The 25,186-nt window shown below is 59.3% G+C and carries 21 protein-coding genes; 11 read left to right on the forward strand and 10 right to left on the reverse strand.

Annotated elements, in window-relative coordinates; all coding sequences use genetic code 11:
- Positions 1 to 16: 16 nt before the first annotated feature.
- Positions 17 to 685, reverse strand: a complete 669-nt coding sequence (locus tag FHL07_RS20785; protein ID WP_095018852.1) for a DUF3313 domain-containing protein — start codon at positions 683 to 685, stop codon at positions 17 to 19.
- A gap of 337 nt (positions 686 to 1,022) precedes the next feature.
- Here FHL07_RS20785 and ccoN point away from each other — a divergent pair, with 337 nt between their 5' ends.
- The 3 genes from ccoN (at position 1,023) to tal (ending at position 3,817) form a co-directional block, all read left to right on the forward strand.
- A complete protein-coding gene (gene ccoN / locus FHL07_RS20790) occupies positions 1,023 to 2,450 on the forward strand; it encodes a cytochrome-c oxidase, cbb3-type subunit I (protein WP_095021219.1) in 1,428 nt (475 codons plus the stop codon).
- Between the two features lie 57 nt (positions 2,451 to 2,507).
- Positions 2,508 to 2,738 carry a hypothetical protein gene (locus FHL07_RS20795; protein ID WP_095018850.1) on the forward strand — a complete coding sequence of 77 codons (231 nt, stop codon included), beginning with the start codon at positions 2,508 to 2,510 and terminating at the stop codon, positions 2,736 to 2,738.
- A gap of 155 nt (positions 2,739 to 2,893) precedes the next feature.
- Positions 2,894 to 3,817: a transaldolase gene (tal, locus tag FHL07_RS20800; protein WP_095002385.1), complete on the forward strand. Its 924-nt coding sequence runs from the start codon at positions 2,894 to 2,896 to the stop codon at positions 3,815 to 3,817.
- 64 nt (positions 3,818 to 3,881) lie between these two features.
- On the opposite strand, the gene rfaD is transcribed toward tal, so the two are convergent.
- The 6 genes from rfaD to FHL07_RS20830 all read right to left on the reverse strand — a co-directional run bounded on the left by rfaD (position 3,882) and on the right by FHL07_RS20830 (position 11,297).
- Positions 3,882 to 4,871, reverse strand: coding sequence for an ADP-glyceromanno-heptose 6-epimerase (gene rfaD, locus FHL07_RS20805; RefSeq protein ID WP_095002384.1), 990 nt, complete (start codon positions 4,869 to 4,871; stop codon positions 3,882 to 3,884).
- Positions 4,872 to 4,941: 70 nt separating this feature from the next.
- Positions 4,942 to 5,718: a class I SAM-dependent methyltransferase gene (locus FHL07_RS20810; protein WP_095002383.1), complete on the reverse strand. Its 777-nt coding sequence runs from the start codon at positions 5,716 to 5,718 to the stop codon at positions 4,942 to 4,944.
- Between the two features lie 67 nt (positions 5,719 to 5,785).
- Positions 5,786 to 8,230: a TonB-dependent siderophore receptor gene (locus FHL07_RS20815; RefSeq protein ID WP_138738871.1), complete on the reverse strand. Its 2,445-nt coding sequence runs from the start codon at positions 8,228 to 8,230 to the stop codon at positions 5,786 to 5,788.
- 135 nt (positions 8,231 to 8,365) lie between these two features.
- Complete coding sequence (locus FHL07_RS20820) at positions 8,366 to 9,349, reverse strand: FecR domain-containing protein (RefSeq protein WP_095002381.1); 984 nt, start codon at positions 9,347 to 9,349, stop codon at positions 8,366 to 8,368.
- Positions 9,346 to 9,870, reverse strand: coding sequence for a sigma-70 family RNA polymerase sigma factor (locus FHL07_RS20825; protein WP_095002380.1), 525 nt, complete (start codon positions 9,868 to 9,870; stop codon positions 9,346 to 9,348). Before FHL07_RS20825 ends, FHL07_RS20820 begins: the two co-directional genes overlap by 4 nt.
- 149 nt (positions 9,871 to 10,019) lie before the next feature.
- Positions 10,020 to 11,297 carry a serine/threonine transporter gene (locus FHL07_RS20830; RefSeq protein WP_095002379.1) on the reverse strand — a complete coding sequence of 426 codons (1,278 nt, stop codon included), beginning with the start codon at positions 11,295 to 11,297 and terminating at the stop codon, positions 10,020 to 10,022.
- A gap of 227 nt (positions 11,298 to 11,524) precedes the next feature.
- Between FHL07_RS20830 and FHL07_RS20835 the strand changes: the two genes are divergently transcribed.
- Positions 11,525 to 12,055 (forward strand): DUF4946 domain-containing protein, encoded by a 531-nt coding sequence (locus FHL07_RS20835; RefSeq protein ID WP_095002378.1) that lies wholly within the window; start codon positions 11,525 to 11,527, stop codon positions 12,053 to 12,055.
- Positions 12,056 to 12,114: 59 nt separating this feature from the next.
- Here the strand turns inward: FHL07_RS20835 and FHL07_RS20840 are convergent, their stop codons facing one another.
- Complete coding sequence (locus FHL07_RS20840; protein WP_138738872.1) at positions 12,115 to 13,074, reverse strand: quinone oxidoreductase family protein; 960 nt, start codon at positions 13,072 to 13,074, stop codon at positions 12,115 to 12,117.
- Between the two features lie 89 nt (positions 13,075 to 13,163).
- A complete protein-coding gene (locus FHL07_RS20845; RefSeq protein WP_095002376.1) occupies positions 13,164 to 13,943 on the reverse strand; it encodes an AraC family transcriptional regulator in 780 nt (259 codons plus the stop codon).
- 158 nt (positions 13,944 to 14,101) lie between these two features.
- On the opposite strand from FHL07_RS20845, the gene FHL07_RS20850 reads away from it, so the two are divergent.
- From FHL07_RS20850 to FHL07_RS20875, 6 genes are all read left to right on the forward strand, one after another.
- Positions 14,102 to 14,548, forward strand: coding sequence for a DUF411 domain-containing protein (locus tag FHL07_RS20850; protein ID WP_095002375.1), 447 nt, complete (start codon positions 14,102 to 14,104; stop codon positions 14,546 to 14,548).
- Positions 14,549 to 15,087: 539 nt separating this feature from the next.
- Positions 15,088 to 16,659, forward strand: coding sequence for a glycogen synthase GlgA (gene glgA, locus FHL07_RS20855; protein WP_095002374.1), 1,572 nt, complete (start codon positions 15,088 to 15,090; stop codon positions 16,657 to 16,659).
- Positions 16,660 to 16,713: 54 nt separating this feature from the next.
- Positions 16,714 to 18,795, forward strand: a complete 2,082-nt coding sequence (gene malQ / locus FHL07_RS20860) for a 4-alpha-glucanotransferase (protein WP_138738873.1) — start codon at positions 16,714 to 16,716, stop codon at positions 18,793 to 18,795.
- Between the two features lie 26 nt (positions 18,796 to 18,821).
- Positions 18,822 to 19,049, forward strand: coding sequence for a DUF2934 domain-containing protein (locus FHL07_RS20865; protein ID WP_138738874.1), 228 nt, complete (start codon positions 18,822 to 18,824; stop codon positions 19,047 to 19,049).
- A gap of 137 nt (positions 19,050 to 19,186) precedes the next feature.
- Positions 19,187 to 21,340 (forward strand): glycogen debranching protein GlgX, encoded by a 2,154-nt coding sequence (gene glgX / locus FHL07_RS20870; RefSeq protein ID WP_138738875.1) that lies wholly within the window; start codon positions 19,187 to 19,189, stop codon positions 21,338 to 21,340.
- A gap of 94 nt (positions 21,341 to 21,434) precedes the next feature.
- A complete protein-coding gene (locus FHL07_RS20875; protein ID WP_095002370.1) occupies positions 21,435 to 22,238 on the forward strand; it encodes an endonuclease/exonuclease/phosphatase family protein in 804 nt (267 codons plus the stop codon).
- Positions 22,239 to 22,310: 72 nt separating this feature from the next.
- Here FHL07_RS20875 and glgB read toward each other — a convergent pair whose 3' ends face one another.
- The gene (gene glgB / locus FHL07_RS20880; protein ID WP_446730762.1) at positions 22,311 to 24,530 is read right to left on the reverse strand and encodes a 1,4-alpha-glucan branching protein GlgB; all 2,220 of its coding nucleotides are present in this window, start codon (positions 24,528 to 24,530) and stop codon (positions 22,311 to 22,313) included.
- 282 nt (positions 24,531 to 24,812) lie between these two features.
- On the opposite strand from glgB, the gene FHL07_RS23705 reads away from it, so the two are divergent.
- Positions 24,813 to 24,983, forward strand: coding sequence for a hypothetical protein (locus FHL07_RS23705; RefSeq protein WP_165446481.1), 171 nt, complete (start codon positions 24,813 to 24,815; stop codon positions 24,981 to 24,983).
- Positions 24,984 to 25,186: the final 203 nt, after the last annotated feature.

A 25,186-nucleotide genomic window follows, 5' to 3' on the forward strand; every position in this document is an offset into this window, starting at 1 on the left:
GCTACACCGGGTACGTTTACTTGTTGAGTTTCAAATACGACTGATGCAAGTCCGAAGCCCAGGTATCGATCACATTTTTCACGTCATCGGCCTTCATCGCCTGGCTGGCATTGGCCAGGGGCTTGCCTGTGCCCTTGCGCACTACCTGGGCCACTACATCCTGGCTTTTCCCGTCGATAAACACCGCCTCGGTGGCCAGTTGGGTTTCCTGGTCGCGGATCCCCGACGCTGTGCTCACCGCAGCCGCCACCAGCGCTACCGGAATGTACTCATACGGTGCCAGGCTTTCGGTTTCACTGCTCACCGCAGTGATGGCTGCACGTACCACAATCACGCCCGGCCCAGGGGCACTTGCCAGTGGCAATGATTTGCTCAGCTCGCGTTTGAGCGCCTGGTCGTAATACTGGGTAATACCATTGAGGGTACTTTGCGGGATCTTTTCTGTCGGTTTTGGCGCCGGATATAACTGGGTCGGCTCGATATACACGCTGGTGTACTGTCCTGGCTTCAGTTTGGGGTCAATCCAGCGCATCACCTCAGCACCAGAGGGCGACTTGGCCTCTTTGAGGCGGCTGTAATCCTTCAAGAATCCGGAATATTCGTCAGGTTGCTGGACCTTGCTCGCACAACCGACCATCCCGATTGATGCAATGCACAACGTACCGATCATTAGACCAAGCTTCATTCTGTAGCTCCTGTAGGGGGCGCAGCCGTAGAAACGCGCCCTATAGGTATAGCCAAGCATTGAACAATCGCCGCAGAACCCGAATTGATCCGACGGCGATTGTAATCGAATGCTCAATACACATCGGCATACTTTTTACAGCTCAGTTCTATTTGTCTGTCAAGAAACACTCTAAAACCAGATCAGATGGGTAAATATTCGCCTGATCCAGCGCAAAATTGTGATCTGCATTAATTCTCGTTTTCTGAATCTGTTTTGTTTTTGCCCTGATTCCTAAAGTTCCCCCTGCGCCAGACCACGAGGCCTGGCAGGACTTTGAACCGTGGAAGACTTGAGCATGAGCACAGCACTGAACGGGCAGGCCTATAACTACAAGGTCGTCCGCCAATTCGCCATCATGACCGTGGTATGGGGCGTTGTCGGCATGGCCATGGGCGTGTGGATCGCCTCACAACTGGCCTGGCCGCAGATGAACCTCGACCTGCCCTGGACCACCTTCGGCCGCCTGCGCCCGCTGCATACCAGCCTGGTGATTTTCGGCTTTGCCGGCAGCGCGCAATTTGCCGCCAGCTACTACGCCGTACAGCGTACCTGCGGGGTGCGGTTGTATTCGGACAAACTCGCAGCCTTCACTTTTTGGGGCTGGCAGTCGGTGATCGTGATCATGCTGGTCACCCTGCCCCTGGGCTACACCACAACCAAGGAATACGCCGAAATCGAATTCACCGGCGCAGTCTGGCTGACGGTGGTATGGGTGGCCTACGCCATCGTGTTTTTCACCACGGTGGTACGCCGCAAAAGCAAGCACATCTATGTCGGCAACTGGTTTTTTGGCGCCTTTATCCTGGTGATCGCCATGCTCCATGTGGTCAACCACCTGGCCATTCCGGTGGACTGGTTTAAATCATATCCGGTGTACTCCGGCGCTACCGATGCCATGGTGCAGTGGTGGTACGGGCATAACGCCGTAGGTTTCTTCCTGACCACCGGTTTTCTGGGGATGATGTACTACTTCGTGCCCAAACAAGTCGGCAAGCCGATCTACTCCTATCGCCTGTCGATTGTGCATTTCTGGGCACTGATCACTCTCTATATCTGGGCCGGTCCGCACCACTTGCACTATACCGCCTTGCCCGACTGGGCGCAGTCTCTGGGCATGGCCATGTCGATCATCCTGCTGGCACCCAGTTGGGGCGGCATGATCAACGGCATGATGACCCTCTCGGGCGCCTGGCATAAATTGCGCACCGACCCGATCCTGCGTTTTCTGGTGCTGTCCCTGGCGTTCTACGGCATGTCGACCTTTGAAGGCCCGATGATGGCGATCAAGACCGTCAACGCCCTCTCCCACTACACCGACTGGACCATCGGTCATGTCCACGCCGGTGCCCTGGGCTGGGTGGCAATGATCACCTTTGGTGCGCTGTACCACATGATCCCGAAAATCTTCGGCCGCGAGCAGATGTACAGCACCAGCCTGATCAACCTGCACTTCTGGCTGGCCACCATCGGCACGGTGCTCTACATCGCCTCGATGTGGGTCAATGGCATCACCCAGGGTCTGATGTGGCGAGCTATCAACGATGACGGCACGCTGACTTATTCGTTTGTGGAATCGTTGCAGGCCAGCCACCCGGGCTTTGTAGTTCGCCTGGTGGGCGGATTGTTTTTCCTCTGCGGCATGTTGCTCATGGCCTGGAACGTCTGGCGCACGGTGCGTGCAGGCAACCTCAAGCAGGCCGAACTGACCGCACACATCGCCTGACCACGCTGCACCGCAGGCCCCAGGGCCTGCGGTACCCTACAGCAAGGAACCTTGCCCATGCTCGACATCGCCCTCAACAGCGCCGCGGTTATCAGCCTTTACTTTGCCGTAGGCTGGTGCCTGAAACACAAGACCGAAAACGACCTCGACGACGCCAGCCTGATTCCCTTTGCCGATGACCCGGAAGTAGCACGCCGGGTCGAGCTGGCCACCGGCAAAACCGTCAACGCCGTGCAGACCGCCGAACCAGAGCTGCGCAAGCCGGGATGGGGCACGCTCGACCTGTGAAAGCAGGGTAATGGCACTGCGACAGATTAAATCTGCACCATTAGTTGCACTGCGGGCGTATTCAACGGCATTCTGCCACTTACCGTTCAACGAACTAATGATCGAAGACGCACTCAATCTGTACTGCCATTAATACCTTTCCGACAGAGACGCTCATGACTTCCAAGCTGGAACAACTCAAGCAGTTCACCACCGTGGTCGCAGACACCGGCGACCTCGACGCGATTACCCGCCTCAAACCCGTGGATGCAACCACCAACCCATCGCTGCTGCTCAAGGCCGCCGCGATGCCCGGCTACGCAGAACTGCTGCAAAACGCCATCAGCCACGCCAAAGGTGATGTAGGTCAGGCCTGCGACCACTTCGCGGTGTCTGTGGGTAGCGGTATCTTGAATGTGATTCCGGGGCGCATTTCCACTGAAGTCGACGCCCGCCTGTCGTTCGACGAGCCTGCCCTGCTGCAAAAAGCCCACCAGTTGATCGAGCTTTACGACAAGGCCGGTGTAGGTCGCGACCGCGTGCTGATCAAGCTGGCCTCGACCTGGGAAGGCATCCGCGCTGCCGAGAAACTGGAAAAGGACGGCATTCAAACCAACCTGACCCTGCTGTTCTCGTTTGCCCAGGCCGCTGCCTGTGCCGATGCCGGGGTGTTCCTGATCTCGCCGTTCGTGGGTCGGATTTACGACTGGTACAAGAAGTCCACCGGCATTGACTACACCGGCTCCGATGATCCGGGCGTGCAGTCCGTGACCCGCATCTACAACTACTACAAGGCCAACGGCTACAACACCGTGGTGATGGGCGCGAGCTTTCGCAACCTTAACCAGATCGAACAGCTGGCCGGCTGCGACCGCCTGACCATCAGCCCCGACCTGCTGGAAAAACTGGCATTGGACGACGGCAAACTGGAACGCAAACTGGCTCCGGGCAATAAAGGCGAACCCCGCCTGAGCCTGAACGAAGCACAATTCCGCTGGGCCTCCAACGAAGATGCCATGGCCACCGAAAAACTGGCCGAAGGCATCCGCCAATTCGCCCGTGACCAGGAAAAGCTGGAAGCACTGCTGTCAGGTAAATAACTTCATTTTGTGGGAGCAAGCCTGCTAGCGAAATGCCCTTCGCCAGCAGGCTCGCTCCCACGACCTAAGATGCAAGAAGCCCTGCACAATAGCTCTGCACGCCCTCCTCCAGCCCAAGCATTGGCTCGCGATACCCCGCTTCGCGCAACTGCCCGAGATCTGCGCAGGTGTACACCTGATACTTGTGCTTGAGCCCGTCAGGGAACTCGCAATACCGCAACACTCCGTCCAGCAAGGCCGTCTCAAGGGTCAGGGGCGGCCTGTCCTCGGCAGCGCGTACACTGTTGATGGTCGCCAGTGCCAGGTCATTGAATGACCGCGCGCACCCAGTGCCCAGGTTGAAAACACCACTGGTTTGCGGATGGTCCAGCCAATGCAGATTGACCTTGACCACATCCTCCACAGAGACAAAATCGCGCTCATGCCCGCCCGCCGGGTAGCCGCCGTACTCGCCAAACAACTCGACATGGCCATGATCGCGATACTGGTTAAAACAGTGCCAGACCATCGAAGCCATGCGCCCTTTATGCTGTTCGCGGGGGCCGTACACATTGAAGTAGCGCAAGCCCACAATCTGGCTGCGCGTCCTGGGCAGCAACTGGCGTACCCGCTGGTCGAAGAGGAATTTGGAGTAGGCATAGACATTCAGAGGCTGCTCGTACTCGCGGGCTTCACGAAACTCCCGTTTCGCGCCGTAGACCGCCGCCGAAGAGGCATACAGCAAAGGTACCGACTGTTCCTGACAGGCTTGCAGCAGGTCGCAGCTGTAACGGTAGTTGTTGTCCATCATCAACCGGCCATCACTTTCTACCGTACTGGAACAGGCGCCCTGATGCAGCACGGCACGCACTTCGCCCAGTTGATGGGTCGTAAAGCGCTGTACGAATTCACGCTTGTCGAAATAATCAGCGATATCGCAGTCTGCTAGATTGCGGCACTTGTCGCCGTCAGTCAGGTCGTCGACGGCGATGATGTCGCGCTCGCCGCGTCGGTTCAGGGCCTTCACCAGATTGCTGCCGATAAACCCGGCAGCTCCGGTCACGATGATGCTCATCTATGGCTACCTCCTGGAACATGGGTTGAGCTCAGGCTATGCCTGTGCGACGCGTCAGCATTGATGCAGGTCAAGCGTCCTTGCGGGTGACAAATGCCGACGTGACATACGGCACGCTGACGGTGCCACCGTGATTCAACGCGTTATGCGAGGCGACAAAAGCCGCCAGTTGCTGTTCCAGGCGATCACGCTCGGCCGGTATCAGAGCCGAGATAAAGCTGGTAGAACGCACCCGATTGAAGATTACGTCTTCTACCGGTCCGTCGTGGGAATGGCTCAGTTTCTGCTCGCGTAAAGGGCCAAAACCCGGATGAGGAAATGCCTGACGCCACGCGCCGGTATAGAAGCGCGGGGCATCACCTTCCCACTGATTGACCAGCGCATCCAGTTGCGCCACCCACGGCACACTGGCATCGCGCAGGTTCCAGATCAGCCCCAGTTGCCCGCCAGGCTTGAGCACGCGATGAATCTCGGTCAGCGCTGCAGAGGTGGCGAACCAGTGAAAAGCCTGCGCGCACACCACCACATCGACACTGGCATCGGCCAGAGGAATGGCCTGGGCAGTGCCTTGATGGGTTTCGACTTGCGGATAGCTGCTGGAGAGCTTGTCGAGCATGGCCTGCACCGGCTCGACCACAATCACCCGCGCGCCCGTCTGTAACAGGCGCGTGGTGAACTTGCCGGTACCGGCTCCAACTTCAAGCACGGTTTGCCCGGGCCCCAGGCCAAGGGTTTCGGACAACCATGCGGTCACACCCGCCGGGTAATCCGGGCGCCCGCGCACATAGGTGTCGGCGCCCTGCTTGTAACCATCTGCTGCTGCCTTGTGGATGGTGGTATCGCTCATTGCCAGCCTCCGATTTCGTGGTTTTTAACCATAGTCGACCCAGGGCACACGCGAGATGAAAACCTCGTCAGAAACGGTACTTCATGCCCAGCATCAGGTTGCGCGGGTCACCGTAGTAATAAGTCGAGTACAAACCGTAACCGCTAAGGTATTCACGATCGAAAACGTTGTTTAAATTAGCTGACGCACTGAGGTTCTTGGTGATGTCATAGCGGGCCATCAAGCCGACCACGGCAAAGCTGCCTTCCTTGGCTTCGGTCTTGATTGTTGAATCCAGCTCGCTGTAGGTCGAGCCCTGCCAGGTCAGGTTGCCGCCCACGTTAAGGTCTTTGAGGTCGCCGGTCAGTTGATAGCTGGTGGCCAGTTTGAACAATTGCTCAGGGTGGTTGCTGTTGATCCGCTTGCCGTCCTTGTCCCGTGGCTGGGCGTAGGTGTAGCCCGCCAGCAATTGCCAGCCGGTCATGATTTCGCCGGATATTTCGGCCTCGATGCCCTTGGTCTTGGTACCGCTGATTGCCTTGTAGGCATCCTGGCCATCATCCCGCACACCATCGTATTCGGCGTAGTTGTCCTGTTTGATCATGAACAGGGCAAAACTGGTGTTCAGCGCCCCGCCGAAATACTCGGACTTCAGACCCGCTTCATAGCTTTGGCCAGTCATCGGCGGCAGAACCTTGTCGTCACGGTCGAAGTAGCTTTGCGGCGTGAAGATATCCGTGTAGCTGGCATAGACCGAGTGGTTTTCGTTCAGGTCGTAGACGATCCCGGCATAAGGAATCATCTTCCCGGTTTTTTTGCTGTTATCCGTGGTTGGCACAGTTTGCGCCGCGTTATAGGTCATTGTGCCTTTGCGATCGTAGTCCACTACCCTGGTTCCCAGGATGATCGACAGGTCGTCCACAGGTTTGAGGCGCAATGCTGCGTAGGCTGCCGACTCTTTGGTTTTGTACTTTTGCTTCAACCCCTGGCTCAGATCAGCAGGACGCGGCGCGTCATTGTTCCAGTTTTCGTAGTTGACGGTCAGGTCATCGGCATTCATTGCCAGGTAGTCCGTGCGCCGGTCACTGACGTTCATCCCCACCACCAGATCATGGGTACGCCCCAACAGCTCAAACGGCCCGGTCGCATAGGCGTCCAGTGTATCGGTATTGATTTCGAAGGTTTTGCTCCCGCTCATGAACTGCGCCTGGCCGGTGGCCTTGTCCGGAAAAGGCCCCCAGCCCACCAGGTTGCCCTGCAACTGCTCGGTGTTGCCCTTCCAGTGGCTGGCCTCGACCTTGAGCAGCCAGTCATTGGCAAAACGCTGTTCAACACCGGCGAAATACTTGGTGCTTTCACTGTCGGCATACGCCCACTTGGCGGCGGGATTCATCGAGCGCTTGAAATGGGTGCGGCTGCCATCGCTGTAATACAGCGGCAATTGGCCAAAGCTCGAACCGTTGGAATTGATCCGCTGATAGTCGATACCGGCGTACAGAGTGGTGTCGTCGGTCAAATCCGCTTCGCCGATGCCATAGAACACGTCCTTGGTCGAGGAATAGCGATCGATAAAGGAACGGCCATCTTCGTGGGCGGCGACGACACGTCCGCGCAGTGCGCCGTTTTCCGTCAGCGGCCCGGACAAATCCAGCTCGCTGCGATAGCGGTCCCATGAGCCGCCGCTGCCTGATACATAGCCCTGAAACGCCTTGGTGGGACGCTTGCGCACCAGGTTCACGGCCCCCGACGGGCTACCCACACCGCTCATCAAGCCGGTGGCACCGCGCACCACCTCTACGCGATCGTAAATGGCCATGTCACGCATGCCCAGGCCATTGGTATTGGTGGTGAAATCCGAGGTCGGCACACCGTCGTACTGAAAGTTATCGAGGGTGAAACCGCGAGAGTAAAAGTTGTAGCGCTCGCTGTCGTCATGCACCACGGTGATGCCGGGGGTTTGCGCCAATACCTGAGCGATACTGCCCAAACCTTGGTCAGTCATTTGCTGACGGGTAATGACCGTCACCGATTGCGGCGTTTCACGCAGCGAAAGCGGCAACTTGGTCGCCGTACTGGTTTCACCCGTGGTGTAGGAGTGACTGCCCTCAGTGGTGCTGCCCAACGCCAAACCCGTGACGCTGGTGGCTTGCAATTGCAACTGGCCGTCCACATTGGCGGAAGTCAGTGGGTATAGGGTCCAGACTCCGCTGGCGCCTTCGGTGGCCGTCAAACCGCTGCCCTTGAGCAGTTGCTGCAAGCCCTGGGGCACATCAAAGCGGCCCTTGAGGGCTGACGCCTGCTTGTCTTGCACCAGCGCCGGGTCATAAGGCAGGGAGATATTGGCCTGCTGGGCGAAGCGGTTCAGTGAATCTTCAAGCGTGCTAGCGGGCACGTCGAAACTGCGCTGAACACTCAAGGGCGCAGCACTGACCAGCGATAGCGGCTGCGCCACGGTGCCCAGTAAAACGATATGCAAGGCCATGGCCAGGCGGTTGCGGGGAGGCAATGAAGGGTTGCGAAAAACACGGGACATTGGCGCGGGGCTCCTGCAATGGATAAGTCTTATGCCTATCTGTCGAAGGCCAGCCGAAAACCCGCAAAGAAATTTGCGCTGTGGGAGCGAGCCTGCTCGCGAATGGCTTTCGCGAGCAGGCTCGCTTCCACACTACTAAGCCGCCACAATGCGTGTCCAGAACCGTGTCCGGCGCTCAATACGCACCGCCAGCGACTGGCTCAAACCCTCCAGCGCATGGTCAATGCGCTGGAGTTGAAACACCCCGGAAACCCGCAATTCAGCCACCGCCGGATCACACTGCAACCAGCCGTGGCGATAGCGCGCCAGTTCTTGCACGAGATCCTGCAAGCGCATCTGCCTGGCCACCAGCACACCGCTGACCCAGCCATTGGCACTAAACACGGGCGCAGGCTGCAACTGTGCAGAACGTGGATCGATCAGGTACTCGCTGCCCGCCTGTACCAGCACTGGCCGGGTATCGGGCAAGTGAATCGCCACTACGCCCTCCTCGACCATCAAGCGAGTACGCCCTGACTCCTGACGTACATCGAATGCGGTGCCAATAGCCTGCAGGCGCGCTTCACGGGTATGCACCCAGAATGGCCTGCGCCCGCTCGCAGATCCCGGATCCTGACCCGTACGGATAAATATCTCGCCTTCGCGCAACACAATCAGGCGCTGTTGCGCAGTGAACAGCACATCAGCAGCACTGTCGGTATTGAGCTGCAAACGCGTGCCATCGAGCAGATTGAACGAATGCCGCTCTCCCACGCCGGTCGCATAGTCGGCACCCACGCTCCGCCAGGGCTGCTGTTGCAGGACCAGGCCGCCCGCGCCTGCGCCGAGGATGCCCAGGCCGAGCACTTTGAGGGCCTGACGCCGTGAGCGCAGGCGGCCACTGCCGGCCAGGGTGTCCAAAGCCACACGACCCGGCAGCACCGAGGCCTGGCGCAAGGTCGCTTCGGTCATTTGCAGGGCTTGCCACGCGGCTTCATGGCTGGCATCGGCTGCGCGCCATTGCTCGCACGCCGCAAATACCTGAGGCGGCGCCGCACCGGATTGGGTTTTGACCAGCCAGTCAATCGCCTGGTCAAGGACATGGGGGGCGAATCCTGGCGGCGACGAACCAGCGCTCACAGGGCGTTACGCATCAGAAAACAATGGCGAATGGCCGTGGCCATGTATTTTTCCACTGAACTCACGCTCACCCCCAGGCGCTCGGCAATAGCCTGATAGCCAAGCCCTTCAAGGCGTGACAGCAAAAAGGCAGTGCGTACATTGGCTTTTAGGCCCTCGAGCAACGCATCGATGCGGGTCAGGGTTTCCAGCAGGATCAAACGTTCTTCGGCGGCAGGCATGTGCTGCTCGGGCAAGTGAGCCAGCGCTTGCAAATAGGCCTGCTCGACTTTCTGGCGGCGGAAGCGGTCAATCAACAGGCCCTTGGCAATGGTGCTCAGCCAGGCCCGTGGCTCGCGCAAATGCGCAACCTGTTCCGGCTTGCCCAGCACATAGAGAAAGGTGTCCTGCGCCATGTCGGCAGCATTGTCGGTATCTCGCAGGCGCCTGCGCAGCCAGTTCAGCAGCCAGCCATGGTGATCGCTGTAGAGGCTTTGCACATCTGCGTGCAGCAACGGCGGGTTCGGCGGGGATGGCGACACGGAAACCCTCGGGACGTGCCGTGGGCACACTGCGAATAGGAATGGGTCGCAATCATATTCGCAGTACCGGCCAGACTCAAGCCCTGGACGGCTTGCGCGGGTCAATCAGCGCCCTGTCGCCGCCAGGACGGCGGCGCCAGGGGTATGTATCAAGGGATCAGCGAGTACACCAGCGAGGAGATCGCAATCAGGCCGATAACCGTCACGAACACGTTGGAGATCTGCCCCGAGTACTGGCGCATAGACGGCACCCGGCGAATTGCGTACATCGGCATCAGGAACAGAATGGCTGCAATCACCGGCCCGCCCAAGGTTTCAATCATCACCAGGATGCTCGGGTTGAGCGTGGCCACAGCCCAGCACACCACCAGCATGAAAGCGGCCGTCATGCGGTCCAGATTTTTCGCGCCCGGGCGCTTGCCGGTTTTCAGCACCAGGCCTTTAAGGCCTTCGCTGGCGCCGATGTAGTGGCCCAGAAAGGACTTGGCAATGGCCACAAAAGCAATCAGTGGCGCGGCAAAAGCGATGGTCGGGTTGCTGAAATGGTTGGCCAGGTAGGACAGGATCGACAGGTTCTGCGCCTTGGCTTCGGCCAGTTGTTCCGGCGACAGGGTCAGCACGCAACTGAACACGAAGAACAGCACCATCACTACCATCAGCAGGTGAGCACGGGACAGGATCTGCGAGCTGCGCTCATCGGCATTGGCGCCATACCGGCGCTTCTGGTCTACGGCGAACGCCGAAATGATCGGTGAATGGTTAAAGGAAAAAACCATCACCGGAATCGCCAGCCACAAGGTATGCAGCAATACCGAAGGCGCAGGCAGCGTAGTCGCGGTACTGAGAATGCCGCCGTTCCAGTGCGGGATCAAAAACACCGCCAAAAACAGCAACGCCACGATAAACGGGTAGACCAGCATGCTCATGGCCTTGACGATCACCTGCTCGCCGCAGCGCACCACAATCAGCAAGCCCAGAATCAGCACCAGCGACAGGATTGCCCGTGGAGGTGGAGTGATATGCATCTGGTTGAGCATAAAGCTGCCAACCGTGTTGGTCAGCGCTACGCTATAGATCAGCAGGATCGGGAAGATGGCCAGGAAGTACAGCAACGTAATCACAGCACCTGCACGCAGGCCGAAATGTTCTTCAACCACGTCAGTGATATCTGAGCCTTCACGCCCGGAGAGAACGAAGCGGGTCAGGCCGCGGTGAGCGTAAAAGGTCATCGGGAACGCCAGCAGCGCCAGGATCAGTAACGGCCAAAAGCCGCCAAGCCCTGCGTTGATCGGCAAAAACAAGGTACCTGCGCCAATCGCCGTGCCAAACAGGCCCAGCATCCAGGTGGTGTCATGACGATTCCAGCGAGTGAGGGTCGCTGGTGTCTCGTCGAAGCGTTCGTCGACGCTGTTAGCCTGGTCATTCATCCGGTCGAATCTCCGCTAGCCGGTCGTTACCACGCAGCCGGGGCGGACAAGAAACATCTTGCTGACATCGCCCCGGCCATAAGAGGGGCGCGATTGTCCGGGATTAGACATAAGAAGCAAAGGTTTAGCTGAGCAATGGTCGAAATGATGTCACGTTGCAAAGCAATACCTGGACACCAATTGATACACTATTGAAGTCCCCCCATCGCTCAAAAGGCCCGAGAACCATGCATTTTGCCCGACGTTTTCCCGTTTTTATCGGCTTGTGCCTGCTGGCTGCAGCGCCCATGGCCAGCGCCGACGGTCTGATGATTACCTGGCCCGGCGGCTGGGAAGTGCAGGCCGTCCCCCCTGCCCCGGACGACAGCAGTGTGCGCCAGCGGGCGGTGAAGAACGATGCCAATGGTGACCCGCAGATGGTTATGGAGCTGACTCAGTCGACCCTGGCGCCCGAGCACAAGGTCAATATGGAGGCGGTGTTGCTGCAAATGCGCAAAACCTTGCAGCAGAATTTCGCCAAAGGCGGTTACCAGAGCGCTTGCAACAAGATCCACAGCAGCACTCTGGGCGGGCTGGACGCCTTGCAAACCACCTGCAAGATCACCCAGAACGGCAACCACGTGATCACCCAGACCCTGGTGGCCGCCACCCAGGGCAACAGCGCCTACGCCCTTTCCTACGCAGGCCCGGCTGACGGCTACAAAGCCAACGAGCCTGAGGTCAATGGCATTCGCGCCAGCTTGCGGCTGGGGCAATAACCGGGTAGCACTTGCCTCTGTGGGAACGAGCCTGTTCGCTCCCACAGTTCAGGCAGTGCCTACGGGATCAGCACCACTTTGGCGCACGCACCTTCATTGACCTGCGCATAACAGGCCAGTCCGTCCGCCAGGGCCGCTTCCTGAAAACCACCCGGTGCCGGCAACAGCCCTTGATCGAAGTACTGGCCAAACTGATTGAGCCTCTGCGCGCAATCGCCGCAGCTATACAGCAGCGTGTTGACCCCGACCAGCGACCCGCCCTTGCGATACAGGGCCAGCGCAGGCAAATGCACATGACCGTCCAGCGGTGCGGCAATAAAGGCGATTCGCCCGAAAGTGCGCAACGCCGACACTGCCGCTGGCAACCAATGGCCAGTGGTGTCGAAAATCACTTCAGCGCCACCTGCAAATACCTCATTCACTTGAGCCCCCAGCGACTCCGGTTTATCCAGAACCAGCACTTCAAGGCCCTGCTCCAGCAGCACCTGCGCCTGCTCGATACGACGCACCGCCGCCAGCACCCGCGCGCCAAGCACTTTCGCCAGCGCGATAGCCGCAGTGCCTACCGCGCCATTGGCACCGATCACCAGCAAACGGGTATCCGCGCCTACACCCGTTCGTTGCAGAGCATCCCACGCCGTGGTGTAAGGCACGCCCAGGCTGGCGGCCTGCTCAAAACTCAGCGACTTGGGTTTCAGCGCAACGCCTTCAACCGGCAAGACCAAATAGCTCGCATGAGAACCGTCCCGGTAGAACCCCAGTTCCTTACCCGTACCCCAGACTTCCTGCCCCACCAACGCCTGCGGTCCATCCACGATCACCCCGGCAAAATCCCGACCGGGCACGCGGGGTAAGGTGGTGTAGGGAAAACGGCCGAGTACATTTTTCACATCGCTGGGGTTCAGGCCCGCAGCCCTGACCTGCACCAGCACTTCATCGGCACCAGGTACCGGCAGCGGCAACTCAACGAGGTTCAGCGCCGCCAGATCACCGGTTTTGGAAAATTGCAGTGCTTTCATATTCAGCCCTCTGGATGCTGTAGAGATGCCCCAGTTTATGGCCGACAAGCGTGGTGCTTCTGCCAATGGCTTCTGTCTGCCGGACAAGTTCAGATCTCTGCTACCTGACCTGAGGCATACAAAGAAGGACTCACACCCAGCTCGCGTCGGAACATATCGCTGAAACTACTGGGCGAATAACCAAGCGAGCGTGAGATCTGGCTGACAGAAGCGCCCTGGATCAGCTCGGCCGCGGCGGTTGCCAATTGCACCTGCCGCCGCCACTGGGCGAAGCCCATGCCCAGTTCGCCCTGAAAAAGACGGGCCAGGGTTCGTACACTGGCCCCGGCGTTCTCGGCATGTTGCTCAAAGGCGATATCCAGCGAAGGGCTGGCCATGACCGACTGGCACAGGTTGAGCAGGCGCCGGTCCGGGGTATCGGGCATGGGCACCTTAAGCTGGGTTCGGCGGGCCCGCTGCAATTCCAGCAACGTCAGATTGAGCAGAGCCTCGGTGTAGGACGTTTGCCCGTCCGCCCGCTCCACCAACTTGATAATCAGCTCTCTGAGCAAGCGGCCGACTTCAATCACCTGCACACGACTGTCCAGGGTGCTGGCCAGCTTGGGTGGCAAATAGATATTTCGCATCTGCAAATCCGACACCACGCGAATCCCGTGGGGCACCTGCGGCGGCAACCACACCGCCCGCTGTGGTGGCACGGCCAGGGCTTCATCCGGGGTATCGACCCACATCACGCCGCTGCTTGCGTAGAGCAACTGCCCCCACTCGTGCTGATGCGGCTCGATATACAGGCCACGGGGATAAGTACGCGCCAAGGGTTGTACCCGCACATCGGTGTCAGACAAATCGGGTGGAACGGCAAGCGCCATATACGGTACACATCAGAAAAGTGAGCGATTAAGGGAACGAGGTTATAGTGCCTTGATTCCACCCAAAGCGCCCCAACCTGACAGATTTGTCATCTGTCCATCAGTTGCCTGACAGTCCCTGTCGCTCAGGCTGACGTTTTTTCGTATAGAGGATCTCGATGAAGACTCCATTGCGCCTTTTCGCACTCTCGGCCCTGTTGTTGACCTCTTTGGCGCAAGCGGCCGAACAACTGACCATTGATGTGCACCGCGATGCCAACTGCGGCTGCTGCAAAGCCTGGATTTCTCACCTTGAGAGCAACGGCTTCAAGGTCAATGACCATGTAGAAACGGATATGGCCAGCGTCAAACAGCGCCTCGGCGTGCAGCCCCGGCTGGCGTCGTGCCATACCGGAGTGATCAACGGCAAGTTCGTTGAAGGTCACGTGCCTGCCGAACAAGTGGTGGCACTGACCCAGCGCAACGACCTCAAGGGTATTGCTGTACCGGGCATGCCAATGGGCTCGCCGGGTATGGAAATGGGTGACCGCAAGGACGCCTACCAGGTGATCGGCCTGGACAACGACGGTAAAGACCAGGTGATCGCCGAGTACCCTGGCAACTGAAATACGCGAGGCGCGCGCACCACATCGGTGCGCGCGCCCTGTTATTTTGCAGAACCGCCCCCCATCCCCATAGCAGCTGACGAGCGGAGCGAGGCTGCGTTCGGGCGCGTAGCGGCCGTGAACCCTGCGAACCCGATTGGGCTAGCATATCGCAGTGTCTGATTTTACGGCTGCTGCGCAGCCTCCCTCCGCTCGTCAGCTGCTACAAAAACTGAAGCAGACTTTGTGATAGATACTTTTCCTACAAGACAACTCTCATTGTCTTACAAAAAACACTGCCTTTAGCTAGCAGCTTGACCCATCTCTTCTACACTCAACGCTGTCGCATCTACGGCGTGTATTTGTCGTATTTGAATAATCGGATCTTCTTCGCCCGTGATAGGCCAACTTGGGACTGGGTTGCAGCTGTTGGTGCATTCCTTGCAGTGCCCAAATCATCTTTTACGCATTTTTGCCGTGGATGACATGGCCGATCAGTCAGTGGGGAAGTGCCGGCCGGGTGGCCGTTAGCAGATCAATAAATACAACGGGAGAGATTCATGATCAGTGCTGCTGCGCCACATCAAGAAGAACGTCTGACCCCGCAAGTTGTGAATGAGCTGATTTCACTGCCAGATCTGGCCCCTGCAGGGAGGCCCGCGCTGGCGGTGATAAACGCCAATCCCAATAAAAAGAAGGTGCTGTTTGTCACCTCCGAACTGGCCGACCTGGTGAAGACCGGTGGCCTGGGTGATGTGTCGGCAGCACTGCCGCGGGCCATGCGTCACTTGCATGATGTACGGGTGCTGATCCCCGGCTACCCACAAGTGCTCAACAGCGACAACCCGATCCACATCATCGGTGAACTCGGTGGCCATGCCGCCCTGCCCGCCTGCAAGATCGGACGCATGGACATGACCGACGGCCTGGTCATCTATGTACTGATCTGCCCTGAGCTTTATGAGCGCGAAGGCACGCCCTACGGCGCCAACAATGGCCGCGACTGGCCCGACAACCACATCCGTTTCGCCCGCCTGGGGCTGGCTGCAGCCGATATCGCTGCCAATCTGGCACAGATACACTGGCAACCCGACCTCGTGCATGCCCACGACTGGCCTGCAGGGCTGGCCCCGGCCTATATGCACTGGCGCGGGCAACGCACCCCCACCCTGTTCACTATTCACAACCTCGCCTACCAGGGCGTATTCAGCCGCGCCTGCTGCCCTGAGCTGGGCATCCCGCACCATGCCCTGCAACAGGACGGTATGGAGTTCTACGGCAAACTGTCGTTTCTCAAGGCCGGCATGGCCTACGCCAGCCATATCACTACGGTCAGCGCGACCTACGCCGCCGAAATCACCACCCCGGCCTTTGGCTGCGGGCTCGATGGCTTTTTGGCCAGCAAGACCCAGCAAGGCCTGTTGAGCGGTATTCCCAATGGCATCGATGAAAGCTGGGAAGCCACCACCGACCCCCATCTGGTGGCGCCCTTCGGTATCGGTGACTGGGATGCCCGCGCCGTCAATACCACCCATGTGCGTACCCTGTTCGGCCTCAACCCCTCCAAAGGGCCATTGTTTGCCGTCGTGTCGCGCCTGGTTTACCAGAAGGGCCTGGACCTCACCGAAGCCGTGGCCGCCTTTATCGTCGCTTCGGGCGGGCAGATTTGCATCATCGGCCGCGGTGAACCCGAAGAAGAACAGGCCATGCGTGAACTTGCCTTGCGCTTCCCGGGTCAGATCGGAGTACGCATCGGTTTCAATGAAACCGATGCACGGCGCATGTTCGCGGGCAGCGACTTTTTGCTGATGCCCTCGCGCTATGAACCCTGCGGTTTGAGCCAGATGTATGCACAACGCTTCGGCTCGCTGCCAGTAGCGCGCAACACCGGCGGCCTGGCGGACACCATCGAAAACGGCGTGACCGGTTTTCTGTTCGACGAGTCCACCGTGGCCAGCTACGAGGAAGCACTCAAGCGCGCCTTCAAGGTGTTCAGCTACCCCAAACTGTTGAATGCCATGCGCTGCCGCGCAATGGCCGCTCCATTCAACTGGTGCAAGGCCGTGGAACCCTATGCCGAGCTGTATGAGCAACTGGTTGCCAAGTCATTGCTTCGCACCGTGAAGCCATGAGCCCTGCGGATCTGCCTGACGTTCGTTCATTTATCGCCATCAAGGGTACCGCCAATGAGCGAAGCGCAACTTGAAGTACTCGCCGGCCGGGCCGGACTGGCCGTTGACTGGATTGATGCCAACGGCCAGCCACAGAGGGTCAGGCCACAGGTGCTGGAGGCCATTCTGGCGGGGCTGGGACTGCCCGCCGACAGCGCCGAAGCCATCGAAACCAGTCTGCTCAACCTGCAGCTGGAGCAGCAGAACAAACGCCTGCCGCCCTTGCTCACGGCAGACGTCGGCAAGGCCCTGGACTTGTCACGCTACTTTCACGCCCATAGTCAGTGCATCGTGCATCTGGAGAACGGCGATGCGTTGCCAATCCAGCTGGATGCCGACGCCATGTTGCCGGGCATGATCCCCGTCGGCTACCACCGGGTGCAGCTGGAAGATCAACAGTTCACCCTGGCCGTGGCCCCGGCCAGGTGCTTCAGTATCGGCGATGCCCTGCATCAGACAGCGCCACGGGCATGGGGTGTCAGCGTGCAACTGTACTCATTGCGGCGCCACGGCGACGGCGGCTTTGGTGATACCCGGGCACTCGAAACCCTGCTGCAGGCTGTGGGTGAGCGCGGCGCCGATGCGCTGGCAATCAGCCCCCTGCACGCCATGTTCAGCAGCGCGCCCAAACATTACAGCCCGTACTCACCTTCCAGTCGCCTGTTTCTCAACAGCCTGTATGCAGCACCCGCCAGTATCCTTGGCGAGGAGGCACTGCACAGGGCCATTGAAGCCACAGGCCTGAGAGACGAACTGCAACGTCTTGAACAGTTGCCGCTGATCGACTGGCAAGCCGCAACCCTGGCCAAACAGACATTGCTGCGTCAGCTCTACAACGACTTTGCCCGGGACGAACACCCGCTGCTGGCCGACTTCAATCACTTTCGCGAGCTGGGTGGCGAAGCACTGGAAAACCACTGCCGCTTTGAGGCCCTGCAGGAAACCTGTGTGGCCGGGCATCACAGCTTCGACTGGCGCGAGTGGCCCGAACAATGGCGCAACCCGGACAGCCCGGCGCTATTGCGGTTTGCCGAGGGGCACCAGGCGCTCATCGGTTATTACGCCTTTTGCCAATGGCTGATCGCCCGCTGCCTGGACCGGGCCCAGACCACGGCGCGTAGCAGCGGCATGGCCATCGGCCTGATCGCCGACCTGGCCGTGGGTGCCGATGGTGCCGGCAGTCAGGCCTGGTGCCGCCAGGATGAACTGCTGGCGCAACTGACCGTGGGCGCGCCACCCGATGCACTCAACCGCGCGGGCCAGGGCTGGGGCATCTCGGCGTTTTCCCCCGAAGGCCTGAAGCGCAATGGTTTTCGTGCCTTTATCGAGATGCTGCGGGCCAATTTTGCCCATGCTGGCGGGCTGCGCATCGACCATGTGCTGGGTTTGCAGCGCCTGTGGGTAATACCCCTGGGGGCTTCGCCCGATGAAGGCGCCTATCTGTATTACCCGATCGACGACCTGCTGCGCCTGGTGTGCCTTGAATCGGTGCGCCACCAGGCCATCGTGCTGGGCGAGGACCTTGGCACCGTACCTGACGGCCTGCGGGAAAAGCTCAGCGAGCGGGCAATCCTGGGCATTCGCGTGCTGCTGTTCGAGCAGGACTACGGCGCGCGCTTCAAACCGATTCTGGACTGGCCGGACGATGCCCTGGCCACCACCAGCACCCACGACCTGCCGACACTCACCGGCTGGCTGCACGGACGCGATATCGACTGGAATGAACGCCTGGGCCTGATTGACCCGGTCACTGCACACCACTGGCGCGAAAGCCGTCAGCGCGAGTGCGAAGGCCTGGATCTGGCCTTGCGCCTGGATCCACAAAACTTTCAGGAAGAAGCCCAGGGCAACGCTCCGACACTGGACGCCAGCATCCGTTATCTGGGGCACACCCGTGCGCCGCTGGTACTGCTGCCAATCGAAGATGCACTGGGGCTCGAGGAGCAAGCCAACTTGCCCGGCACCGTCAGCGGCCACCCCAATTGGTGCCGACGTCTGCCGGGCGACGGCAATACCTTGCTGGACGCCATCGATGCCACTCAACGTTTTGAACTGCTGGCCTGCGCCCGCCAGCAAGCCCACGAGCGAGACCGCTAAATCACCCATGAGCAAGGAGCTTCACCATGAGTAATGACGACAAGCACATTCGTGAATTTGCCTATCAGATCTGGGAGTCTGAAGGTCGCCCGGAGGGCCAGGAGGCGCGTCACTGGGAAATGGCCCACAAACTGGCCCAGGCACAAGCCCTGGCCCCCTCCAAGGCAGCCCCCAAGGCCACCAAGGCCAAGACCGCAGCAAAACCTGCCGGCGAGAAAAAGCCCCGGGCACCGCGCAAGCCTGCCTCGTCTTGAGTCCACCTTCCCCCTTGTGGGAGCGCCAGCTGGCGATTGCCTCAACCCGGCCAACGGATTGAACCGCAGAAGTGCAATCGCAAGCCCGCCCCCACAGGCCACCTACACCCAAAAATCCGGTTGTGCAGGAGCAGGTCATGAGTAAACACACGTCAGCACCGCCCACTGGCGATCCCTTGCGCATCCGCGAAGGGCTGCCCTTCCCCCTTGGGGCCACCTGGGATGGCCTGGGCGTCAACTTTGCCCTGTTCTCGGCCAATGCCACCAAGGTCGAGCTGTGCCTGTTCGATGCCGCAGGCGAGGTCGAGCTGGAGCGTATCGAGCTGCCCGAGTACACCGACGAGACCTTCCACGGCTATCTGCCGGACGCCCATCCCGGGCAGGTCTACGGTTATCGCGTGCATGGCCCCTACGACCCGGAAAACGGCCATCGCTTCAACCACCACAAACTGCTGATCGACCCCTACGCCAAACAGCTGGTGGGTGAACTGAAGTGGTCCGAGGCCCTGTTTGGCTACACCATCGGTCACCCGGATGCCGACTTGAGCTTTGATGAACGGGACAGCGCGCCCTTCGTGCCCAAGTGCAAGGTCATCGACCCGGCGCACACCTGGGGTCATGACCACCGCTTGAGCGTGCCTTGGGAACGCACCATCTTCTACGAGGCCCACGTGCGCGGCATCAGCATGCGCCACCCCGCCGTGCCGGATGCGGTGCGTGGTACCTTTGCCGGCTTGATGATCGATGAAGTGGTCGAGCACATCACCGACCTGGGCGTAACCAGCATCGAGCTATTGCCGGTGCATGCCTTCGTCAATGACCAGCATCTGCTGCAAAAAGGCATGACCAATTATTGGGGCTACAACAGCATCGCTTTTTTTGCCCCCGACCCGCGCTATCTGGCCAGCGGCAAGATAGCCGAGTTCAAGGAGATGGTGGCGCGCCTGCACAAGGCCGGCCTCGAGGTGATTCTGGATGTGGTCTACAACCACACCGCCGAAGGCAACGAACAAGGTCCGACCCTGTCCATGCGCGGCATCGACAACGCCTCGTACTATCGCCTGATGCCCGAGGACAAGCGCTACTACATCAACGATTCCGGCACCGGCAACACTCTGGACCTTAGCCATCCATGCGTCTTGCAGATGGTCACTGACTCGCTGCGCTATTGGGCCCGGGAGATGCACGTCGACGGTTTCCGCTTCGACCTGGCGACGATTCTGGGGCGCTATCACGACGGCTTCAACGAACGTCACAGCTTTCTGGTGGCCTGTCGCCAGGACCCGCTGCTGCGCCGGGTAAAAATGATTGCCGAACCTTGGGACTGTGGCCCCGGTGGCTACCAGGTCGGCGGCTTCCCGCCCGGCTGGGCGGAATGGAACGACCGCTTCCGCGACACCGTGCGCGCGTTCTGGAAAGGCGACGAAGGCAAACTGGCTGAATTTGCCGGGCGCATGACCGGTTCGGCCGACCTGTTCAACCACCGGGGCCGAAGGCCCTATAGCTCGGTCAACTTCATTACCGCCCATGACGGCTTCACGCTGCACGACCTGGTGTCCTACAACGATAAACATAACGAGGCCAACGACGAAAACAACCAGGACGGTAGCAACAACAATATTTCCTGGAACCACGGCGTCGAAGGGCCCACCGACGACCCCGAAATCAACGCCTTGCGCCAGCGCCAAATGCGCAATTTCATGGCCACCCTGTTCCTGGCCCAGGGCACGCCGATGCTCGTGGCCGGCGACGAATTCGCCCGCACCCAGCACGGCAACAACAACGCCTACTGCCAGGACAGCGAAATCGGCTGGATCAACTGGGAACTGGACAAGACCGGCAAATCCCTGCTGGCCTTTGTCAAACGCCTGATCAAGTTACGCATGCAGTACCCCATCCTGCGGCGCGGCCTGTTCCTGGTGGGGCACTCCGTTGACACGCCCGAGTACAAGGACGTGACCTGGCTGGCCGCCGATGGCAACGAGATGACCACCGAACAGTGGCAGGACGCCGAGGCCCGGTGCATGGGCATGCTGCTCGATGGCCGGGCGCAGGTATCCGGGGTGCAGCGCGCCGGCGCTGATGCCACCTTGCTGATCGTGGTCAATGCCAACCACGACCCGGTCAACTTCAACCTGCCCAAAGTGCCCCACGGCATCAGCTGGTCATGCCGGCTCGACACCACTGACCCGAGCATCAAGGGCCCTCAGCATCTGCCCTTCAACAAACCCTACAATGTCACCGGGCGTTCGCTGGTGCTGTTTGAATTGCAACACACCGAGGTGGCGTGAATGTATTGATAAATATCAAGTGCACCCCCATAAAAAGCGGCAAGCTGTGACTGTAACTTGCCGCTTTGAAACTGCCCCTGACAGAGGAGTGACCATGCCTACCGAACAAGCTGTCGGCAATACACTTTTATCTGCCACCCCGGCAACAGCACCTGCCGTGCATCGAATCAAGGTGCTGACGGTCAATACACACAAGGGCTTTACCGCCTTCAACCGCCGCTTCATCCTGCCCGAACTGCGCGAAGCCGTGCGCAGCACCGGTGCCGATCTGGTGTTTTTGCAGGAAGTGCTCGGCGAGCACGGCAAGCACGCCTCACGTTATGAAGACTGGCCTGCCACCTCACAGTACGAATTCCTCGCCGACAGCATGTGGAGCGACTTTGCCTACGGGCAAAATGCCGTTTACCCCGACGGTCATCACGGCAATGCCCTGTTGTCCAAGTACCCGATCAAGGCTTCGCGCAATCTCGATGTGTCGATCACCGGGCCTGAGCGGCGCGGCTTGCTGCACTGTGTGCTGGATGTGCCGGGGCATGACAATGTGCATGCCATTTGTGTGCATTTGAGCCTGCTGGAAAGCCATCGCCAACTGCAGATCGTGTTGCTCAACCAACTGCTCAAATCCTTGCCGCCCCATGAGCCGGTGATCATTGCCGGTGACTTCAACGACTGGAAGCAGCAAGGCAATGCTGCCCTGCGCCAGCGTGACGACCTGCATGAGGTGTTTGAGCGCCATCACGGCCAAGTGGCCAAGAGCTATCCCGCGCGCTGGCCACTCCTGCGTCTGGATCGTATCTACTTGCGCAATGCACGCAGCCATAATCCAGAGATCCTTGGCAATAAGCCGTGGAGCCATTTATCCGATCATTTACCGTTGGCGGTTGAGGTGCATCTGTAATACCGAGGTGCCCGCCTGCCCTCACCCCAACCCTCTCCCGAGGGTGAGGCCTAGGGTGAGGGCGCTGTTGCTCTACCCCGTCACCGGCCGCAATATCAGTACCCCCAGCGGCGGCAGATTCAAGGCCAGCGACACGCCCTGACCATGGCTGGCTACCTCCTGGGTCACCACCCCGCCGCCATTGCCATAATCGGAACCGGCATAGATCGCCGAATCACTGTTGATAACCTCCTGCCAGGTACCGGCAAATGGCACACCGATCCGATAACCTTCGCGCGGCACCGGGGTAAAGTTGGTCACCACCAGCAAGGGCGAACCGTCCTTGCTCCAGCGTAGCCACGCATAAACGCTGTTGGCTGCGTCATCGCCAATCAACCACTGGAAACCCTGCGATACATCATCCTGCTCATACAGCGCTGGCTGCTCGCGGTACAAACGATTCAAGTCGCCAACCAGTTTTTGCACCCCCCGGTGCTCGGGGTATTGCAGTAAATACCAGTCCAGTTGCTGATCATGATTCCATTCACGCCACTGGCCGAATTCGCAGCCCATAAACAGCAGTTTCTTACCCGGATGTGCCCACATAAAACTCAAGTAAGCACGCAGATTGGCGAATTTCTGCCAGCGATCACCGGGCATCTTGTCGATCAGCGAGTGTTTGCCGTGCACCACTTCATCGTGGGAGATCGGCAGGATAAAGCGCTCGGTCCAGGCGTACACCAGGCCAAAGCTCAATTCGTTGTGATGATGGGCGCGGTACACCGGGTCTTGCTGGATGTAATGCAGCGAATCGTGCATCCAGCCCATGTTCCATTTGTAGGAAAACCCCAGCCCGCCCTGATCGGTGCTTTCGCTGACGCCGGGCCAGGCCGTGGACTCTTCGGCAATCACCAGCGCGCCTGGTACCTCGTAGGCAACCACATCATTGAGATGGCGCAAAAATTCTATGGCTTCGAGGTTTTCCCGCCCGCCATGCCGGTTGGGCACCCACTCACCAGCCTTGCGCGAATAGTCGCGGTACAACATGGACGCCACCGCATCCACGCGCAACCCGTCGACATGAAAGTGCTTGAGCCAGTGCAAGGCCGAGGCAAGCATAAAACCATGCACTTCGGTACGGCCCAGGTTGTAAATCAGGGTGTTCCAGTCCTGATGAAAACCTTCAAGAGGGTTGGCGTATTCGTACAGTGCCGTGCCATCAAACTGCGCCAGCCCATGGGTATCGTTGGGAAAATGCGCCGGCACCCAGTCCAGAATCACACCGATACCGGCCATATGACAGGCATTGACGAACGCGGCAAAATCATCAGGCGAACCATAGCGGGCCGTCGGCGCAAATTGTGACAGAGGCTGATAGCCCCAGGAGCCTCCAAACGGGTGCTCCATGATCGGCATCAGCTCGATATGGGTGAAACCCAGTTGCTGCACGTAAGGGATCAGGCGCTCGGCCAGCTCGGGCCAGGTGTACTGACGCTCGATGTCGCCAACATCATCGGTCTCGCACTGCCATGACCCTGCATGTAACTCGTAAATTGACAACGGTGCGTCACGGCGCTGACGCTGCTCACGGGCTTGCATCCAGTCACCATCCTGCCATTCGATGGCCAGGGGTGACGCCACCTTCGACGCCGTATCAGGCGGCAACTGAGTGGCCAGCGCCACGGGGTCGGCCTTGAGCGGCAAGATGCCGTGGGCGCCAAGGATTTCGTATTTGTACGCCTCGCCCGCCTGCAGGCGCGGCACAAACAGCTCCCACACGCCGTTGGCGTGGCGCAGGCGCATGGGGTGGCGACGGCCATCCCAGCCATTGAAATCGCCTACCACAGACACCCGCCGCGCATTTGGCGCCCACACGGCAAAGCGCACCCCCGGCACGCCATCAACCTCCAGCAATTGCGCCCCGAAGCAGCTGCTTAAATCACGGTGGTTGCCTTCGGCAAACAGGTACAAGTCCATCTCACCCAACAACGGACCAAAACTGTAAGGATCTTCGCTGGTTTGCACGGCATTGCCCCAATCAACCTGGAGCAAGTACGGCCGCGCCTGTGTGAAATGCCCGACAAAAAGGCCGGTGACTTGTGCGTCATCAAGGCGCCCGAGTACTTCACCGGTATCCCTGGCGAGTACATTGACACTGACCGCGCCGGGCAAAAAAGCCCGGACAAACTGCCCGCCTGCAGCATCGGCGTGAGGCCCCAGCACCGCAAACGGATCGGGGTGTTCGGCTTTGGTCAGTGCGTCGATGTCCGTAGGGGCGGGTAACAGCGAGTCTTTACCTTTACCAGTATCCATGCTCGAACTCATGCTGCTCTCCGTCTGGTAAAGGTTGTGCATGCCTGTGCATACGTTTCGGTCTTCGACTTGGCCTATGTCCTGAATCCACAGTCCCACCAAGACTAGCTCTTGTGGGGCACCCCGTGAGGGCTAATTACCCTTGGTTTATGCAAAACCCATGCAAATATTGCGGTACGCGCAGCGCAGTGCGCCGTCGGTCACGTGAGCGGAATCAAACCTGCCATCACACGGTCAACCGTCCGACAGCCCTCTACATCCCGCCACCGAGAGGTCATCGTGATGAGTATCCCCATTGCACCTGAAACCCCTGACCCCAATATCGACCAGCCAGCTTTGCCGCCCGTTCCCGGGCCACAACCGCAACAGGAGCCGCCCGAGCGTGACCCGCAACCCATGGGTGACCCGCCCTGTGAGCAAGTGCCGCGAAAGGTAAAGACTGAAAAGTTCTAATTACGGCAAATAACAAGGAGCGGTATGGCAGCGCACATTCAAACAGCATGCCGCTCGTCCCTTTTTTTGAAAAAAAGTCATACCCGTACTACAGAGTGGGCTTACAAGTATTCTTTAAAACAGGCCCTACCAAAAACAAACAAACATTCACAAGCATTTGAAATTTTTTAATATTTTCAGGCGAAGCATATAAAAGCCCTCAC

The organism is Pseudomonas sp. FSL W7-0098 (assembly GCF_005930585.1).
Classification (GTDB): domain Bacteria; phylum Pseudomonadota; class Gammaproteobacteria; order Pseudomonadales; family Pseudomonadaceae; genus Aquipseudomonas; species Aquipseudomonas bubulae.

What these genes read in the sequence shown, in the direction of transcription:
- rfaD (WP_095002384.1), bottom strand. Translation starts at nt 4,871, where the DNA reads ATGAGCATCATCGTGACCGGAGCTGCCGGGTTTATCGGCAGCAATCTG.
- FHL07_RS20785 (WP_095018852.1), bottom strand. Translation starts at nt 685, where the DNA reads ATGAAGCTTGGTCTAATGATCGGTACGTTGTGCATTGCATCAATCGGG.
- tal (WP_095002385.1), top strand. Translation starts at nt 2,894, where the DNA reads ATGACTTCCAAGCTGGAACAACTCAAGCAGTTCACCACCGTGGTCGCA.
- glgX (WP_138738875.1), top strand. Translation starts at nt 19,187, where the DNA reads ATGAGTAAACACACGTCAGCACCGCCCACTGGCGATCCCTTGCGCATC.
- glgA (WP_095002374.1), top strand. Translation starts at nt 15,088, where the DNA reads ATGATCAGTGCTGCTGCGCCACATCAAGAAGAACGTCTGACCCCGCAA.
- FHL07_RS20835 (WP_095002378.1), top strand. Translation starts at nt 11,525, where the DNA reads ATGCATTTTGCCCGACGTTTTCCCGTTTTTATCGGCTTGTGCCTGCTG.
- FHL07_RS20875 (WP_095002370.1), top strand. Translation starts at nt 21,435, where the DNA reads ATGCCTACCGAACAAGCTGTCGGCAATACACTTTTATCTGCCACCCCG.
- FHL07_RS20850 (WP_095002375.1), top strand. Translation starts at nt 14,102, where the DNA reads ATGAAGACTCCATTGCGCCTTTTCGCACTCTCGGCCCTGTTGTTGACC.
- FHL07_RS20815 (WP_138738871.1), bottom strand. Translation starts at nt 8,230, where the DNA reads ATGTCCCGTGTTTTTCGCAACCCTTCATTGCCTCCCCGCAACCGCCTG.
- FHL07_RS20810 (WP_095002383.1), bottom strand. Translation starts at nt 5,718, where the DNA reads ATGAGCGATACCACCATCCACAAGGCAGCAGCAGATGGTTACAAGCAG.
- FHL07_RS20845 (WP_095002376.1), bottom strand. Translation starts at nt 13,943, where the DNA reads ATGGCGCTTGCCGTTCCACCCGATTTGTCTGACACCGATGTGCGGGTA.
- FHL07_RS20795 (WP_095018850.1), top strand. Translation starts at nt 2,508, where the DNA reads ATGCTCGACATCGCCCTCAACAGCGCCGCGGTTATCAGCCTTTACTTT.
- FHL07_RS20865 (WP_138738874.1), top strand. Translation starts at nt 18,822, where the DNA reads ATGAGTAATGACGACAAGCACATTCGTGAATTTGCCTATCAGATCTGG.
- FHL07_RS20840 (WP_138738872.1), bottom strand. Translation starts at nt 13,074, where the DNA reads ATGAAAGCACTGCAATTTTCCAAAACCGGTGATCTGGCGGCGCTGAAC.
- malQ (WP_138738873.1), top strand. Translation starts at nt 16,714, where the DNA reads ATGAGCGAAGCGCAACTTGAAGTACTCGCCGGCCGGGCCGGACTGGCC.
- FHL07_RS23705 (WP_165446481.1), top strand. Translation starts at nt 24,813, where the DNA reads ATGAGTATCCCCATTGCACCTGAAACCCCTGACCCCAATATCGACCAG.
- glgB (WP_446730762.1), bottom strand. Translation starts at nt 24,530, where the DNA reads ATGGATACTGGTAAAGGTAAAGACTCGCTGTTACCCGCCCCTACGGAC.
- FHL07_RS20830 (WP_095002379.1), bottom strand. Translation starts at nt 11,297, where the DNA reads ATGAATGACCAGGCTAACAGCGTCGACGAACGCTTCGACGAGACACCA.
- ccoN (WP_095021219.1), top strand. Translation starts at nt 1,023, where the DNA reads ATGAGCACAGCACTGAACGGGCAGGCCTATAACTACAAGGTCGTCCGC.